General features: G+C 64.1%; 13 protein-coding genes. All 13 read right to left on the bottom strand.

All coding sequences use genetic code 11. The features are described from left to right. Nucleotides 1-92: 92 nt before the first annotated feature. The 13 genes from RMR13_RS09785 to RMR13_RS09725 all read right to left on the bottom strand — a co-directional run bounded on the left by RMR13_RS09785 (nucleotide 93) and on the right by RMR13_RS09725 (nucleotide 16,664). Complete coding sequence (locus RMR13_RS09785) at nucleotides 93-2,453, bottom strand: FAD-dependent oxidoreductase (RefSeq protein ID WP_310600444.1); 2,361 nt, start codon at nucleotides 2,451-2,453, stop codon at nucleotides 93-95. A gap of 30 nt (nucleotides 2,454-2,483) precedes the next feature. Next, nucleotides 2,484-4,124, bottom strand: coding sequence for a glutamate synthase-related protein (locus RMR13_RS09780; RefSeq protein WP_310600443.1), 1,641 nt, complete (start codon nucleotides 4,122-4,124; stop codon nucleotides 2,484-2,486). After that, on the bottom strand, nucleotides 4,082-5,224 hold the full coding sequence (locus tag RMR13_RS09775) for a glutamate synthase (protein ID WP_310600442.1): 1,143 nt from the start codon (nucleotides 5,222-5,224) through the stop codon (nucleotides 4,082-4,084). The genes RMR13_RS09780 and RMR13_RS09775 overlap by 43 nt, the downstream gene beginning before the upstream one ends. 241 nt (nucleotides 5,225-5,465) lie before the next feature. After that, nucleotides 5,466-5,714, bottom strand: coding sequence for a twin-arginine translocase TatA/TatE family subunit (locus RMR13_RS09770; protein WP_310600441.1), 249 nt, complete (start codon nucleotides 5,712-5,714; stop codon nucleotides 5,466-5,468). 41 nt (nucleotides 5,715-5,755) lie between these two features. After that, a complete protein-coding gene (gene tatA, locus RMR13_RS09765; RefSeq protein ID WP_309412176.1) occupies nucleotides 5,756-5,935 on the bottom strand; it encodes a twin-arginine translocase TatA/TatE family subunit in 180 nt (59 codons plus the stop codon). Nucleotides 5,936-6,006: 71 nt separating this feature from the next. Beyond that, nucleotides 6,007-7,338 carry an amidohydrolase gene (locus RMR13_RS09760; RefSeq protein ID WP_310600440.1) on the bottom strand — a complete coding sequence of 444 codons (1,332 nt, stop codon included), beginning with the start codon at nucleotides 7,336-7,338 and terminating at the stop codon, nucleotides 6,007-6,009. Then, nucleotides 7,335-8,165 carry a purine-nucleoside phosphorylase gene (locus tag RMR13_RS09755; protein WP_310600503.1) on the bottom strand — a complete coding sequence of 277 codons (831 nt, stop codon included), beginning with the start codon at nucleotides 8,163-8,165 and terminating at the stop codon, nucleotides 7,335-7,337. Before RMR13_RS09755 ends, RMR13_RS09760 begins: the two co-directional genes overlap by 4 nt. 42 nt (nucleotides 8,166-8,207) lie before the next feature. After that, complete coding sequence (gene thrC / locus RMR13_RS09750; protein WP_310600439.1) at nucleotides 8,208-9,599, bottom strand: threonine synthase; 1,392 nt, start codon at nucleotides 9,597-9,599, stop codon at nucleotides 8,208-8,210. A 23-nt stretch (nucleotides 9,600-9,622) separates the two neighbouring features. Then, complete coding sequence (gene gpmI, locus RMR13_RS09745) at nucleotides 9,623-11,179, bottom strand: 2,3-bisphosphoglycerate-independent phosphoglycerate mutase (protein WP_310600438.1); 1,557 nt, start codon at nucleotides 11,177-11,179, stop codon at nucleotides 9,623-9,625. An 18-nt stretch (nucleotides 11,180-11,197) separates the two neighbouring features. Further along, entirely contained in the window at nucleotides 11,198-11,596 is a 399-nt protein-coding gene (gene rsfS, locus RMR13_RS09740; protein ID WP_310600437.1) for a ribosome silencing factor, read from the bottom strand. Between the two features lie 61 nt (nucleotides 11,597-11,657). Next, nucleotides 11,658-14,147: a DNA topoisomerase III gene (locus RMR13_RS09735; protein WP_310600436.1), complete on the bottom strand. Its 2,490-nt coding sequence runs from the start codon at nucleotides 14,145-14,147 to the stop codon at nucleotides 11,658-11,660. A 16-nt stretch (nucleotides 14,148-14,163) separates the two neighbouring features. After that, nucleotides 14,164-14,763 carry an alpha/beta hydrolase gene (locus RMR13_RS09730; RefSeq protein ID WP_310600435.1) on the bottom strand — a complete coding sequence of 200 codons (600 nt, stop codon included), beginning with the start codon at nucleotides 14,761-14,763 and terminating at the stop codon, nucleotides 14,164-14,166. A gap of 215 nt (nucleotides 14,764-14,978) precedes the next feature. Next, nucleotides 14,979-16,664 (bottom strand): hypothetical protein, encoded by a 1,686-nt coding sequence (locus RMR13_RS09725; protein ID WP_310600434.1) that lies wholly within the window; start codon nucleotides 16,662-16,664, stop codon nucleotides 14,979-14,981. Between the last annotated feature and the right edge of the window lie 5 nt (nucleotides 16,665-16,669).

Here is a 16,669-nt window from a genome sequence, read left to right as displayed (position 1 = left end):
ACTCAAGCCGAAGCCGCTTGCCCGGCGGCAAAAAAAAGCCCCCCGACCGCGGTGCGATCGGGGGGCTTCGTTTTTTCGGACATTGGCCGGGATCAGAACGGCCGCATCACCCAGATGCAACAGGGGCAGGTATCGGCACAGAAGCCGCAGGCAATGCATGTGTCGTCGTCCGAGACATACTCGTAGTTCACCCCGTCCCGGCCGGGGAGGATGTCCCGGCGGGAGATGGCGCCGGTGGGGCAGACGGTTTCGCAGAGGTGACAATCGCGGCAGGAACCGCAGCTCAGGCAGCGGGCGGCCTGCTGGTCCTCGGTGGCGCCCCGGTCGGTGACCGGATCGTAGTGGGCCAGGGTCAGGTCCTCGTAACTGATCAGCCGTTGGCGGAAAGGCAGCCAGGGTTCGCCCCTGAACACGGACAGCAGGTATTCGGCGGTCCGCTTGCCGGCCCCCAGGGCGTTGGTCGCCAGACCGGGCCGTTCGACGTCGCCCACCGCCAGGATCTGGGGATCGCTGGTCCGGCCCGCCTCGTCGGTCTTGATCCAGGCCGCACCGGCCACCTTGACCACTTCCACCGACTCGGGCAAAAAGGGCAGGCTGGGGATGTCGCCGATGGAGATGATCACGGTCTGGGCGGGCAGCACGGTGCCGTCGGCCCCGACCACGCCCTCGGCGGTGACCTCGCGGGTCATGAACGGCCACTTGAAGGTGGCCCCCAGGGCCTCGGCCGCGATCCGTTCCTTGCCGAAGGCCAGCGGTTTCTGGATATCGACCAGGGTCACCTCCTCGGCCCCCAATCGATAGGCCTCGGCCGCGACGTCGCAGCCAACGTTGCCGGCACCGATGATCACCACCTGCCTGCCGGTGGTCATCGGCTGGTCGCTCTTGGCCGCCTTGAGATACGCAAGCGCGGGCACGACCCGCTGGTGGCCGGGAAAGGAAAGGGTGCGCGGCTGATGGGTTCCCACCGCCACTACCACGTAATCGAACGATTTTTTCAATTCCTCGACCGTATCTCGGCTCAGATCCACTCCCAGGCTGACCTGGAGGTTCTCGGTCTTGAGGAAACGGTCGATTTCCACGTCCCACACCGCCTGGGACAAACGCTCCCAGGGAATGGTCTGGGCCAGCTTGCCGCCCAGCTTGGTATCGCGCTCGAAGATATGCGCCTCGACTCCGTTCAGGGCCAGGTGCCAGGCCACGGCCATGCCCGACGGGCCGCCGCCGATGATCGCCACCTTCTTGCCGATGGCCGGCGTCGCGGCCGGCGGCGCCACCGCCTGGATCGAACGGCCGAGCACCGCGGCGTCGATGGAATAATCGATCTTTTCGCGGGAGCAGTTCTGGATGCAGAGATTGGGGCAGATGGCGCCGCACACCGAGGCCGGCAGCGGGGTGTAGCGCAGCAGCATCTCGTAGGCCTCGTCGGTGCGGCCCTCGCGGATCAGGCGCAGCCGGTCGACGGTCGGAATATGGATCGGGCAGAAGAAGGTGCAGGGCGCGGCCGCGTCGCGGTTGGCCCAGAACGGCTTGCGCCGCCGGAACTCGCCCGGCTCGACCACCCCGATCAGCCCGCGCTCGAGTCCGGGGGCGATATCGCGCAACGGGTCGCCGCCGCCAAAGCCGCGGTCCCAGATCCGCCGCCGGAATTCGGCCATGGGCATGGGGCCGGAAAAGATCAGGGCCCGCTCCTGGGGGGTAATGGCCGTCAGCACCTGCCATTCCTCGCGGACCGACAGCTTCGGCAGCAGTTCGCCCCGGTTGAGGTGCGTGAGGAACTCGGGCAGCCGCTCGATCAGCCACTGCCACTCCTCTTCGTTCGGCGCCCCCAGTTTGGCGTTGGTGGTGGCATAGGAACCGTCGGTCTTGCCCCGGTAGTAGATCTTGCCGCCCACCATGCCGACGCAGGGCCGGTAGCCGAGCACGTTCTCCGGATTCTTGGCCTCGATCCCGCACACCACCCCGACACCGCCGCAGTTGAACTCGGCAAAGGTATCGCCCACCGACCCGAGCACCCACATCTGCGGCCGCTCGTAGTCCGGATTCCATTTGGTCATGGTCAGGCCGCGGGCCCCGATGGAGCCGCCGATCATCACCCGGCCGCCGGCCATGGCGTTGCAGACGCCGTTGGTGGCATCGCCCTTGACGACGATGTCGGCGCCGATGTTGAGATAGCCGACATCGTCCGAGGCCGAGCCCTCGCACACGACGGTCGCGCCGGGCAGACCCATGCAGCCGAGCCGCTGGCCGGCCGGCCCCTTGACCCGGATGGTCAGCGGCCGCTCCTTGGAACCGAGCCGCAGGCCGATATTGTGCTGGCCATAGGATTCGAGGATCAGCTCGTCGGCGACGGCCGCGGCCGCCCGGACCTCTTCCTCGAAGATCTTGGATGAAATCCGCTGGTTGTTGGCGTCGCGGCCGCGGATGGTGAGAATGGTGCGTTGTGTGTCGCTCATAATGTCAAAGCTCTGTCCTGAAGACCTGAATCAGCAAATGTAGTTGATCTGCAACCGCTCGGCGATGGCCTTGTCCTCGATGCCCAGCGCGTCGGACATGCCGATGGGCAGGCTCTGGGAACGGCCGAGCGGGGCCATGATCTTCTTGATTTCGGTGCGGATGGTCATGAACACGTCGACCACCCGCTGGGCGACTTCGTCGGGATCGAGACGGCGGTAGAGTTTGGGATTCTGGCTGGTGATGCCCTTGGGACACAGGCCGACGTTGCAGACGTTGCAGCGCCCCATCTCATTGCCCAGGCAGCCGGCGCAGGACTGCATGATGTACTTGCCGATGTGGACCCCGGAGGCGCCGAGCATGATCAGGGCCATGCCGTTTTGGGTGACATTGCCGTTCTTGCCGACGCCGCCGGCGGCAAACAGCGGAATCTCGTTCTGGCGCCCCTGGCGGACCAGGTCCAGATAGCACTCGCGCAGGTTGGAGGCGATGGGATGGCCGGTGGCATCCATGCTGACGTTGTAGGCCGCGCCGGTGCCGCCATCGATGCCGTCGATCAGCAGGCCGCCGGCATAGGGATTGCGCACCAGGTTGTTGAGCACGGACTTGGCCGAGGTCGAACCGGAGACCTTGGGGTAGACCGGCACCCGGAAACCGAAGGCCATGGACATGGTCTGAATCATTTTCATGACGCTCTCCTCGATGGAATAGAGCGTCTGGTGCACCGGCGGCGACGGCAGGTCGACGCCCTCGGGCACGCCGCGCAGCCGGGCGATGAGCTTGCTGACCTTGAACCACATCAGCAGGCCGCCGTCGCCGGGCTTGGCCCCCTGGCCGTACTTGATCTCGATGGCCGCCGGGTCGCACTGCATCTCGGGGATGGCACGGATGATCTCGTCCCAGCCGAAATAGCCGGAGGCGATCTGGAGGATGATGTACTTGAGGAACGGGCTCTTCAGTACCCAGGGCGGACAGCCGCCCTCGCCGGTGGCCATCACCACCGGGATGCCCAGCACCTCGTTGCAGTAGGCCACGCCCTGCAGCAGGCCGAGCCACATGTTGGGCGACAGCGCCCCGAACGACATCGAGCCGATGACAAAGGGAAAGATCTCCCGGGTCGGCGGAATCCATTCCCCGACCAGCTTGCGGCGGAGGAACTCCTCCGGCGGCAGCACCCGCCCGAGGATGGTGTTGATGTTGAACTCGTGGCGGCCGGCATCGAGCGCCGGGTCGGTCAGCATCGAGATGCGGCCGAATTGCATCCGGTCCAGCACGGTCCTGCCGGGGACATTGCGCCGGCCGCCGCGCTTGTGGGCATCGCCCTTCTGATTGAGATGGAAGACCGCCCGGTGCTCGTTGTCGTTGGCATGCGGACCGATGGCCTCGTTGGGACAGACCGAGGCGCACATGCCGCAGCCGATGCATCGCTTCTCGATCGCCGTGTTCTGGCGGATGCCGGTGAAATGGCGGTAGTCGTTGCCCCGCCGCTTCTGCAGGACATCGAGCTTGGGCACCCGCTGGCGGAAATGGGAAAGCGAGATGGCCCCCACCGGGCAAACGGAGGTGCAGCGGCCGCACAGGGTGCAGCGGTCTTCCCGGTGTGCGATGATCCAGGGAAGGTCGTGGTAGGTCAGGCTGCTTGGGGAAGAGTGAATCGATCGAACTGAGACCATATTATGCGTTCCTTGCGTTCAGGTGGAATGATAACGGTGTGCTCGCGCATGGGCTGAAAGTCGAGGGCGGGGTTGCGGTCCGGCACCAGGGCGTCGACCCCGCACATCTCCGAGGCGATGGCCCAGGCGCCGGGCCGGCCGCCGACCGTGGCCGGCCGCATCTTCTTCTGGTCCATCACCAGCAGGCAGGTTTCGTCGGGCAGAGTGCCGATGACCGCATTGGGGCCGTCGATGATCAGGCGGCGGCAGGCAGTGCGCAGCCCCTTGAGGAAATCGCCGTTGGGATGGACATCCAACTCCTCGGTCTTCAGCGGGGTCATGACGTGCTTGTACAACTCCAGCGGCAGCTTCAGCTTTTTGGTCACGTAATGGAGAATGTGGGTAAAGGTCTCGGAATCGGAATGATAGCCGAAATAGCCGGGGATGTTCTTGCCCAGCAGCCATTCCTTGATCGGGACGAAGGCGGTGTTCTCGCCGTTGGTCATGGTGGCGATGCCCTGGATGAAAAAGGGATGGCAGGCGTAGAGATTGATGCCGTAGTTGGTGTTCTGCCGCCCCTGGGCCATGACCACCCTGGCCTTGAGCCGGCCGTCGGCCAGACCGAGGGCGTCGCCCACGGCCAGCGGCCAGCCCACTTCCTTGATCATCACCACGTCGCGGTACAGGGAAAAGACGGTGATATCGCCGCCATGGGCTTCACCGTCCCGACGGATGGCCAGCCGGGTCTCGAGCAGTTTGTCGTCGATCTGCTCCAAACTCAGGTTGGCCCAGGCCTCCGGAATCCGGTACACCCGCACCAGATAGGTGAACCGGTCTCCGGCCTCGATCAGTTCGGGCCGGCGCTCGAACTCGTGGGCGTATTTGACCCGGAAACCCTGGGCGCCCATCCAGTCGGTCAACCGGTGGAAGGCGGCCTCGGTGTGGGCGATACCGGAGAGAACCACATGGTGGGGCTTGAGCTTGAACTCGTCGAACTCCACACCCCGCAGCAGCAAGCCGAGGCCGCTGCCGTCATAGCCTTCCTGCATGGCCTCCATGGCGGAGAGCACTTCGTAGGGGGAAAAAGGGATATCTGCGCTTTTGAGAGCTAATCGGCACATGGACGGCTCCTGGACGGTCGTTCGCGCTGGCGAAGTCGACAATCACGAATAAAAATGCACAAAATTGTAAAATTAAATACGATTTTGCAATTGTTTATTCACAGAATTGCAATCTGTGTAAGGAGGAGCATTTACTGAAAAGGGGGGGGCTTGTCAAGCGCTAATAAAAAAGACGTATCGGGAAAGCAGCGGGGGTTCGCCAGGGGGTTCCATGGCGAACCGGGGGGAGATTGCCGGGCGATTATTTGTCGGCGGAACCGGTTATTTTTCCGACCTGTTCCAGCGATTCCCTGACCTCGGTGATCTCCTTGACCACCGGCAGGCTTTTCTTGAGATCGGTGGCGGTTTCCTCGACCTCGTTCAGCCCCTTTTTGAAGGAGCCGATGGCCTTGCCGAGGCCGGCACCGATTTCAGGCAGTTTCTTACCGCCGAAAAGGAAGAAGACAATGACCAAAATGACAATCAGTTCAGGAATTCCAAGTCCAAACATGGCGGCACCGATGGGGGGGGGAGAAGCGGCAAGAGGCCGGATCAGGCCTCTTTGTCCTTGTCGTTGTCCAGGGTTTTGGGGTCGTCCTTTTTGACCGCTTCCTTGAAGTTGCGGATACCCTTGCCGATGCCGCTGCCGATTTCCGGCAGCTTGCCGGCCCCGAAGATAATGACGATAATAACCAGAATAACGATCAGCTCAGGCATTCCGAGTCCGAACATGACGACACCTCATGTAGAATAAGCGAAGAAGAACGAAAGGACTTGATAATAGCACTCCGGTCGATTCCCTGTCAACCGCCATCGCGGCCCCGGCGGAACCCGGCCCCGATCTCGGCGGCGCGGGCCAGGATCGCCGGCTCGTCCAAGGTGAGCAGCCGGCGGTTTCGCATCACCAGGCGGCCGTTGATTACCGAGTGGATCACATCGCTGCCCCGGGCGGCGTAGACCAGATGCGAGGTCGGGTGATACAGCGGGGTCAGGTGCGGCTGGTCGAGGTCAAGGACAATGCAGTCGGCCTTTTTTCCCGGCTCGATGCTGCCGATCAGGCCGCCGGCGCCCAGCACCCCGGCTCCGCCCAGGGTGGCGGTGTGCAAGGTGGTCTCGGCGTTCATTACCGTGGGGTCCATCTGCTCGACCTTGTGGATCTTGGCCGCGGTGTTCATCTCGCCGAACAGGTCGACATCGTTGTTGGAGCTGCTGCCGTCGGTGCCCAGCCCCACGCAGATCCCCGCCTCCAGCATCCGCACCACCGGGGCGATGCCGGAAGCCAGCTTCAAATTCGATTCCGGACAGTGGGCCACCTTGACGCCCCGCTCGGCCAAAAGGGCGATCTCCTCGGCTGTGAGCACGACGCAGTGGTCGGCAACCACCCGCGGCCCGAGCAGGCCGAGGGCCTCGAGATGCTCCACCGGGGTGCGGCCGTAGCGTTCGCGGCAGGTGCGCACCTCGTCCTCGTTCTCGCTGAGGTGGATCACATACAGCGCCTCTTCCTCCGCGGCCATGGTTCCCAGCCGGGTCAGCAGGTCCGGCGAGCAGGTGTAGACCGCGTGCGGGTCCACGGTGACGGTGACCAGCGGATGGCGCCGATATCGGGCCAGCAGGTCCTTGGTATAGGCAAAGCCGTTTTCCAGCGCGCCGTAATTGGGCGAGGGGAAATCGTAGAGCACCTCGCCGATCCAGGCCCGGATGCCCGCCTCCTCGGCGGCCCTGGCCACCTCGCCGGCAAACAGGTACATGTCGCAAAACGACGTGGTCCCGGACTTGATCATCTCGCAGATCGACAGCTGGCTCCCCAGATGCACGATCTCGCCGGTCAGGGTGGCTTCCACCGGAAAGATGTAGTCGTTCAGCCACCGCATCAAGGGCAGGTCGTCGGCCAGTCCGCGGAACAGCGACATGGCCGCGTGGGTGTGGACGTTCACCAGGCCGGGCATGATCAGGCCGTGCGGTTCGGCGATCACCTGCGCTCCCGGAAAGCGGGCCAGCAACCGGTCGGCGCTGTCCACCGCCAGGATGGTGTCGCCGCCGATGGCCACCCCGCCCCGCTCGATCAGCGGCCGTTCCCGGTCCATGGTCAACAGGTAGCGTCCGGTGAGGATGAGGTCTGCCGCGATTTCGGTCATGGAGTCAGCTCCGCCAGGGTTTGAATGATCAGTTGCTGCAGGCGCGGCTCGGCCCTGCGGGCCGCGGCAATGATGTCGTCGAGCAGAATCGGCTGGAACTGGTCGGGATCGTTGACATTGGCCACCACCGACAGGCCCAGCACCCGCATGCCCGCATGCAGGGCCACCAGGATTTCGGGCACCGACGACATGCCCACGGCATCGGCGCCGATCATCCGCAGAAAGCGGGTCTCGGCCGGCGTTTCCAGGCTGGGGCCAGGAATGCAGACATAGGTGCCGCTGACCACCTCGTCAAGCCCCAGCCGGCCCGCCAGACCGAGCGCGAGCTGGCGGAGCCGGGGATCGTAGGGGGTCGACAGGTCGGGAAAACGCGGCCCCCACTCGTCGATATTGGGCCCGCGCAGGGGATTGTCGCCCAGCAGATTGAGATGGTCGGCCAGCACCATGATGTGCCCGGGCCGGAAAGCGGGATTGAGGCCGCCGCTGGCATTGGTGATGATGGCGACTCGCGTCCCGACCAGGGCCAGGGTCCGGATGGGAAAGGCCACCTCGCGCGCCGCGTAGCCCTCGTAGCAGTGGAAACGCCCCTGCAAGATGGCGACCCGCCGGCCGGCCAGGTTGCCGACCACCAGGTTGCCGTCGTGGCTGGCCACGGTGGAACGGGGAAAATTGGGCAATTGGGCGTACGGCCAGGAACAGTCGACATCCATGGCCTTGGCCAATTCGCCGAGCCCGGTCCCCAGCTGGATCACCACCTCGGGCGGTTCGGCCACCCGTTCCCGGATGAACGCGGCCGCTTCCTCGACCTGCTCCCGGTATCGGTTCATGTCAATCAAGGCGGTCGTGCTCCTGTGCCAATGGATTATCGATTATTGCAGGGCATTGGCCGCGACGAAGTCCCTGATCGCGCCGAGCTCGGCATCCAGCACGGCGCAACGGCTCTCGCGGCTTACGAGTTCGGCCAGGGCGGGCGGCAACGGCGGCTCGCTGCCGATGGCCAGGGTGACGGCCGCCCCAAATTTGGCCGGATGGGCGGTGGCCAGGCAAACCATCGGCCGAGCCGGATCGCGCAATTCAAGGGCCGCCTTGACGCCGACCGCAGTGTGCGGATCGAGCAGGTAGCCGTATTGCCGATAAAAATCGCCAATGGTCGCCAAGGTTTCCTCCTCGGAGACCGAACGGGAGCGGAAATCCTCGGCCACCCGTTGCCGGCAGGCGGCGAAATCGAGCCGGCCGGTGGCGGCAAAACCTTCCATGTCCCGCTGGACCGCGCCGCCGTCCCCGCCGCGCAGATAGTAGAGGTAGCGTTCGAAATTCGAGGCGATCTGGATATCCATCGACGGGCTGCTGGTCGCCTGCACCTGGCCGCGCGAGTAGTCGCCCTCGGTCACGAACCGGGCGAGGATGTCGTTGGCGTTGGTGGCCAGGATCAGGCTGTGGATGCAGCCGCGCGGCAGCAGGGCCCTGGCGACATAGCCGGCGAAAATGTCGCCGAAGTTGCCGGTGGGCACGGAAAAATCGACGCTGTCATGCCCCAGCTTGCGCAGCTTGAGGTAGGCGTACACGTAGTAGACCACCTGGGCCAGGACCCGGGCCCAGTTGATCGAGTTGACCGCCCCCAGCCGGTAGCGGTCCCGGAAGGCCAGGTCGTTGAAGATGGCCTTGACCAGGGCCTGGGCATCGTCGAAGGTGCCGCGGACCGCGATGTTGAACACGTTGGGATCGAGCACCGTGGTCATCTGCAGGGCCTGGATCGGGCTGGTGCGGCCGTGCGGATGGAGGATGAAGATGTTGATGTTGTTCTTGCCGCGCACCCCGGCGATGGCGGCGCTGCCGGTGTCGCCCGAGGTGGCGCCGAGGATGTTCATGAAACCGCCGGTGCGGGCCAGCACGTACTCGAACAGGTTGCCGAGCAGCTGCAGGGCCACGTCCTTGAAGGCGAGCGTCGGGCCGTGGAAGAGCTCCAGGATGTAGACCTCGCCCTGCTTGGTCATCGGCGTCACCTGGGGATGGGCAAAGCTGGCATAGGCCCGCTCGATCAGGTCCTCGAGATCGTGCTCCGGGATGTCGTCGATGAAGAGCGAGAGGATTTCCTTGGCCAGATACTGATACGGCAGGTGCTGCCAGCGGTCGAGCATGCCGGCGTCCACCGTGGGCAGGGTTTCGGGCAGGAGCAGGCCACCGTCGCGGGCCAGCCCCATCATCACCGCATCCTGAAAACGCAGGGGCGCGATCCCGCCCCGGGTGCTGATATAACGCATGGTATTTCCTTTGATTGAGGCGATCAGGCCAGTAAGCTCTCCCCTTCCATTTCGGCCGGGCGAGGCAGTTCCATCAAGTCCAGGAGCGTGGGCGCGAGATCCTTCAGCGCCCCGCCCTGCCGCAGTTTCCTGTCTTTCAACCGGTCCGCGACCAGAATGCACGGCACCGGGTTGAGGGTGTGGGCCGTGTACGGGCCGCCGGTTTCCGGATCGACCATCTGCTCGGCGTTGCCGTGGTCGGCGGTGATCAGCATCACCCCGCCCCGCTCCCGGACAAAGCGCTCGATCCGGCCGACACAGCGGTCGACGGTCTCGCAGGCCGCCACCGCCGCCGCCATCACCCCGCTGTGGCCAACCATGTCGCCGTTGGCGAAGTTCAGGATCACCAGGTCATAGGGCGTCCCCGCCGCTTCCTTCTCGGCCAGGACCCGCAGCAGGGTGTCGGTCACCTCCACCGCGCTCATCTGCGGCTTGAGGTCGTAGGTGGCGACATCGCGGGGCGAATTGATCAGGATGCGGTCTTCGCCCTCGTAGGGCACCTCGTTGCCGCCATTGAAGAAATAGGTGACATGGGCATACTTCTCGGTTTCGGCGATCCGCAGCTGGCGCCGCCCGTGGCGGCTGACCTCCTCGCCCAGGATCCGGGTCAGGCTGACCGGGGGAAAGGCGACGGGAAAGGTGAAATCGGCCTCGTACTCGGTCATGGTGGCGAGCACCAGCAAGTTCGGCCGGCATTCGAGGTCAAAGCCGTTGAAGTCCGCATCGCCGAAGGCATGGCACAGCTCGCGCACCCGGTCGGCGCGGAAATTGAAAAAGATCACCGCGTCATCGGCCGCGATCCGCCCCACGGCCCCGTTGTCGTCGACCAGCACCGTGGGGGTGATGAACTCGTCGGTTTCGTCCCGGCCGTACGCCTCCCGGATGCAGGCCAGCGGATCGGCCGCGGTCGGCCCCTGGCCGCAGACCATGGCATCCCAGGCCTTTTTCACCCGGTCCCAGCGTTTGTCCCGGTCCATGGCCCAGTAGCGCCCGGATATCGTCCCCACGCGGCCGCAGCCGATGCGGTCCATGGCCGCAACCAGTTCCCCCATGAATTCCAGGCCGCTGGTGGGCGGCGTGTCCCGGCCGTCCATGAAGGCGTGCACCACCACCTCGATCCCCTTGCCCGCCGCCAGCTCGATCAGGGTGACCAGGTGGCGGAGATGGCTGTGGACGCCACCGTCGGACACCAACCCGCACAGATGCAGCCGCGAACCCGCCTGCCGCACCCGGTCCATGGTGTCGTTGAACACCGGATTGGCGGCGAACTCGCCCAAATCGATGGCCCGGTTGATGCGGGTGTAGTCCTGGTAGACGATCCGGCCGGCGCCGATGTTGAGGTGGCCGACCTCGGAGTTGCCCATCTGGCCTTCCGGCAACCCGACCATGCCGTTGTGGGCAACGAGGGTGGTGGTGGGGAATTCCCGGCTCAGCCGGTCCACGTTCGGGGTGTCGGCAACGAACACCGCGTTGGTGTCGACGGGTTTGCCGACGCCCCAGCCGTCAAGAATGGTCAAAATAATCGGAACAGGAGCAGACATGATGCACCTCCGGAAAGGTTATGCGCACGATTCGTCGGCCAGCAGGGCGTCCACATCGAGCTTGGGGGCATCGTGCCACAACCCCTCAAGGTCATAAAACTTCCTGTTTTCATGATAGAAAATATGTGCCACCACCGTGCCGAAGTCGAGCAGGACCCACAGTCCCTCGCGCAGGCCCTCGCTGTGCCTGCTGCTGACCCGCTTGGCATGGAGCTCGCCGGCGATGGCCTCGGCCAAGCCCTGGACATGCCGGGTGGACCGGCCGCTCATGATGACGAAATAATCGGTAAAGGAGGCCAGGCCGTTCACATCCAGCACCACCAGATCCTCGGCCTTGGTGTCCGAGGCGATGCGGGCGCAAACCGCCGCCAGTTCCTTTCCTTCTCTTGCCGCGTATTCTTTCTTTAAATGTCGCATGATTTCCTTGCTGGCTGCCTTCCGAAGCCTAAAACCCGGACGCGCAGCGCCTTGTCAACGATCAATCCTCCCGGGCATCCGAGGGCGGGGAGTCCTTGTCGGCATCCTTGGCCCGCCCCTTCTTTTCCCGGGGAGGAAATTCAAAACTCAACTTGCCCTTGGCATCGAGGAGCAAGAAGGCGTCAAACGGTTTTTTCTTCTTGGAGATGAAACCGGTGATCAAACCGGTGCGGCCGGTGGCCAGCAACTGGCCGATGTGCTCCCGGTCCAGCCGGCGGCCAAGAATGATCTTCGAGATCCGCAACCCGTTTTTCTGGTCGCCTGCCAAGGCCGATTCCGACTGGAACCCGACCGGGGTCTCGAACACCTTGGTCTTGTCGATGGGCGACTGGCCCAGCGGCTCCTGGCCGCGGATTTCGTCGAGATCGAATTCACCGGAGTCGGCGAAGATAAACTCCACCTTTGAATGAACAATATGCACCGAGGCGGTAAAGGGCTTGCCTTTTTTCGAGCGGAAATCGCTGAACGGCCCCACGGTTTCGCCCTTGATCAGGGCGAGGATCTCCTCTTCGGTCATCACCCGGCCGCCCAGCACCTTGCGGACGACCAACTTCTTGTCTTCCGACTCGTAAGCCGAAGCCGTTTCGTAAAAATTGACTCCGTCGACCGGGGAAAACGCAGCCGGTTTCCGCTCGCCGCCGCCCTCCTGCTTGACCTTGTTGACAATGGTCCCGGTCATGGCCCGGATTTCGTGCATGAACTGGTCCCGGGTCATGGTGCCGCGCAGGATCTGGTTGAGTTTGTACTCCCATTCGCCAGTCAGTTCGGGCGACGCCAGGACATCGATCTGCCTGGCCTCCAGCAGGCTCAGCAACTCGAAGGCCTTGCCGGTGGGCTCGAGTTCCCGCTGCTCGCGGACGATGTATTTCTCGTTGATCAGCTTCTCGATGATCGCCGCCCTGGTGGCCGGGGTTCCCAAGCCCCGTTCCTTCATGGCCTCGGCCAGTTCCTCGTCGTCGATCAGCTTGCCCGAGTTTTCCATGGCCGAAAGCAAGGTGGCCTCGGTGAACCGGGGAGGCGGCTTGGTCTGATGTTCCTGCCGGTCGATGTCCCCGCAGCGGACCTCGGTGCCGGCCGGCAGGGCCTGCAATTCCTTGTCGCCGTCCTCCTCGCTGCTCGCCCCGTAAATGGCCCGCCAGCCCGGCTCCACCAGAATCTTGCCCTCGGTGAGGAAGGTTTCTCCCTCCACCAGCGACACCCGCCGGGTGTTGTGGTAGACCGCCGGCGGGAAAAAAACGGCCAGAAACCGCTGCACGATCATCTGGTAGATCTTCTGCTCGGGTTCGGACAGGGTTTTGGGCAGGCCGGTGGTGGGAATGATGGCGAAGTGGTCCGAGATCTTTTTATTGTTGAAGATCCGCTTGTCCGGCTTCAGGTATTTCTTCGCCAGGGCCTCGGCGGCGAATCGGCCGAACTGCCACTCCTGCTGCCGGACCATCACCTGCCCGGCGGTTGCCAGGTAATCTTCGGGGAGACAGCGGCTGTCGGTCCGGGGATAGGTGATCAGTTTGTGCCGTTCGTACAGCGATTGGGCCAAGGCCAGGGTGTTCTTGGCGGAAAAGCCGAAGCGGCTGTTGGCCTCGCGCTGCAGCAGGGTAAGGTCGTAGAGCGGCGGCGCCCCCTTGGTCGATTTCTTGCTCGTCTCTTCCACCGCGGCCGGTTTGCCGGCGCAGCGAAGGACAATGGCCTTGGCTTTTTCCTCGTCCCAGATGCGGTTGCGCCGCCCCTGGTTCTGCTCGTCGTCCTTGGCGAAATCGGGATCGATCCAGACCCCGTCGTAGACGGCGGCGCCGCAATCGAAACGGGCGTGCAGCTCCCAGTAGGTCTGGGGCACGAACTCGCGCCGCTGGATCTCCCGCTTGACCAGCAGCGACAGAGTCGGGGTCTGCACCCGGCCGCAGGGGGTCTTGCGAAAGCCGCCGAACCGGGAATTGTAGCAGGTCAGCGCCCGGGTGGCGTTGATGCCGATCAGCCAGTCGGCCTCGGAGCGGCACAGGGCCGTGTCCTCCAGCGGCCGCATCTCGCTGTCCTCCCGGAGATGGCCCAAGCCGTCGCGAATGGCGTCCAGGGTCATGGACTGCAGCCACAGGCGCTTGATCTGCTTGCGCTCCACCGTACTGTTCGCCGCCTGCTTGAGGATGTACTTGAAAATCAACTCGCCCTCGCGGCCGGCATCGCAGCCGTTGACGATCACGTCCACATCCTTGCGGCGGATGAGCTTGGTCAGGGCATTGAACTGGGCCTTGGTCTCGGACAGCACCGTCAGGGGAAAGGATTCCGGCAGGATGGGCAGGCTGTCGAGCGTCCACTTGTGCAATTCCGGATCGATCTCCTCGGGATAGGCAATGGACACCAGATGCCCGATGGCAAAGGAGATGACGTAGTCGTCGCTTTCGAAATGGGTCTTGGCCTTGGTGAATTTCCCCGGAAGCGCCTTGACGATGTCGGTGGCAACGCTCGGCTTTTCGGCGATGATCAGTGTTTTTCCCATAAGGTGGGCGATGTCCTTAAGTGTGCAAGGCGGAAAGAAAGGTGCGGAGACTGGCGTGCCATCGCTCGGGCCGCTCCAGGTAGCAGGGATGCGGGGCTTCGGGATAGATTTCCCGGCGCGCGTCCGGCAGGCCCGCCAGGAGGATCTCGCTGTTGGCCAGCGGCGAAACCTGGTCCGCCCCACCCCAGACAATGAGACAGGGAGCGGCGATTTGGGCCAGGTGTGCCCGGTTTTCCTCGACGCCGACAGCTCCGACCAGAACCAGTCCGGCCACCTGTCCGGGATGGGCGATGGCGAATTCAAGGGCGATGCGCCCTCCCATGGAAGGACCGACGAGGATCGTCTGCCCGAGGTCCAGCCGGTCGAGAAAACGGGCCAGGGCCTCGACCGGGGCCAGGTCGCAGGCCGGACTGCGGCCGAAACCGGGCATGTCCACGGCCAACACCCGCAGGCCCAGCTCGGCCAGCACTTCCAGCGTGCCCAGCTCCCGCCAGGTCGCGGCCTGAAACTTCATCCCGTGGAGCAGGACAATCGACCGGCCCTCCGGCCGGCCGCATTCGAGGCAGTGGAGTTCTCCCCCACCGCAATCGACAGTTTTTTCCGTGATCTCAAACATGGTTTCCCCCGATGACAGGTATCGCTTCTCCACCAGGCGAGGCTGGCGGTGCCACAGAAGTAAGCGACCGGCGCGGCTTTGTCAACCGGGAGAAACGCAGTCCGGTGGCGGGCCGGAAAAAACAGCGGATCCGGCTTATCCTTCGGAAAAACTCGGGAACGGAAAAGGAAAAGGCGCTCCCCGGCGGCTTGGCCGGGGCCAGGCGAAAGAAGCCCTCAGCGCAGCGTGGGCGAGGGCGTCCCGGTACCGGTTCTCGGAGGCACATAGGCACCGCCGCCCGCAGCGGGACGGGGCGCGGCACCGCTGGCCTCGACCGCCCGCAACTCGGCCTCGATCCGGGACAGGTTCTTCTGCACCCGGTCGGTCAGTCCCGATTGGGGATATTTCACCAGGATGCTCTGCAGCAGATCGCGCGAACTCAGCAGCAGCTTGCGTTTTTCCTCGGGATCGCGATTGTTGCTGGCGCGGACGAACAATTCCGCCGCCTTCTGGCGCAAATCCTGGGCCGCGAGTTTGGAGGCCTCCTCGAGCTGGGGCCGGGCCTTGGCTTCATAGGCGGTTCGCTGCAACCGGTTGAAACGTTCGATCGCCTTGTCGTACTCCCTGGCCTGGAGCAAGGCCACGCCCCGGTCGTACTCGTCCTGGAGGTTTTTGTCGCTGCCCGCCGCAACCGGGCCGCCGCCGGTTACGGGCACGATGCCGGTTCTGGACGAATCGCCGGGCACCTGGCCCGTTGCGGGAAACTGGGATGGGGGCGCGGTCCGCTCGCCGGCCTGCACCTCGATCCGGGCGACGCCCTGATTTATGAAGTTATCGGCCTGTTGTTTCGTCGCCTTCTTGATCAGGTTGACATTGGGCACCAGCGGCGACGCCGAATAGGCCTGCAGGAATTTATCGGCCCGCTCGGTCACGTTATAACTGTCCCGCTTGGGCACGTAGGCCAGGTAATTCTTGAGCAGGGCGCAATATTCCTTCATTTCGGACGGCGGGATGGTGCTGGTCGGCATCAGGGCGGCGAGCTGCAGCCCGGCCCATTCGTCCCGTTGCGCCCCTTTTTCGATGGAGAGCCGGATCAGTTCCTCATAATTTTTCCGGGCCTCGTCGTTAGCCTCCATGCCAAAATTCAGGTCGGCCACGCTTTGCAGGACCTTGAGCAGCAGCTCGTCCTGGCCCTGCTGTTGCCGCATCCGGGCAAGCAGATCGTTCAGCACCTTGTAGGCCTCGGCCTCCTGGTGGTTCTTCAGCAGCGCCTGGCCGTATTGGAAGGTGGTTTCGGCCGCGGGCGTCTGGCCGGATGTAGCCGCGCTCTGGGCATAGAGATTGATGACCTGGCCGTAGTCGCCGCCGTTGAACGCGGCCTTGATTTGGGGATCGGGAGTCGCCGAGGCCGAGGGCTGGGTCGCGTTTTTCAGCTCGGCCAGGAATTTGCCGCATCCGCTTTCGAGATAGTCGATATCCTGCTGGTTGAGCTGCAACAGGGAATTGCCCGCCAGCAGCTGGGCCGCCTCGATCCGGGTTTCCTGCTGCAGCTGTTTCTGGAGGGCGTTGTATTCGAGCAGGATGTGCTGGAGGTGGGAACGGCACTCGTCGATCCTGTTCAATTTTTCCTGCGGCAGGTCCATGGTCGCGGTCTTCCGTTCGACCTCTCGCCACTCCTCCACTCGTTGCTCATAGGCGCGAATCCGGCCGTTGATGGAGCTCATCACCGGCATCATCACGTCCCGCCGCGCCGCCTCGGTCTGGGGTTGATCCGTTTTTTGCTGGATCGCGGCATCGCGCCTGGAGCGACCGTCGGCCGGATCGATCATGCCGCTGTCGAACGCGCACCCCGAAAGGAACAGGCCGCACAGACAGAAGGAGAGCACCAGCAATTTGCACGACGAAATTCTTGAAGGCATCATGGATG

The sequence above is a fragment of the Desulfobulbus sp. genome (assembly GCF_031547805.1).
Classification (GTDB): Bacteria; Desulfobacterota; Desulfobulbia; order Desulfobulbales; family Desulfobulbaceae; genus Desulfobulbus.
This window is presented reverse-complemented; position numbering and strand designations above follow the sequence as displayed.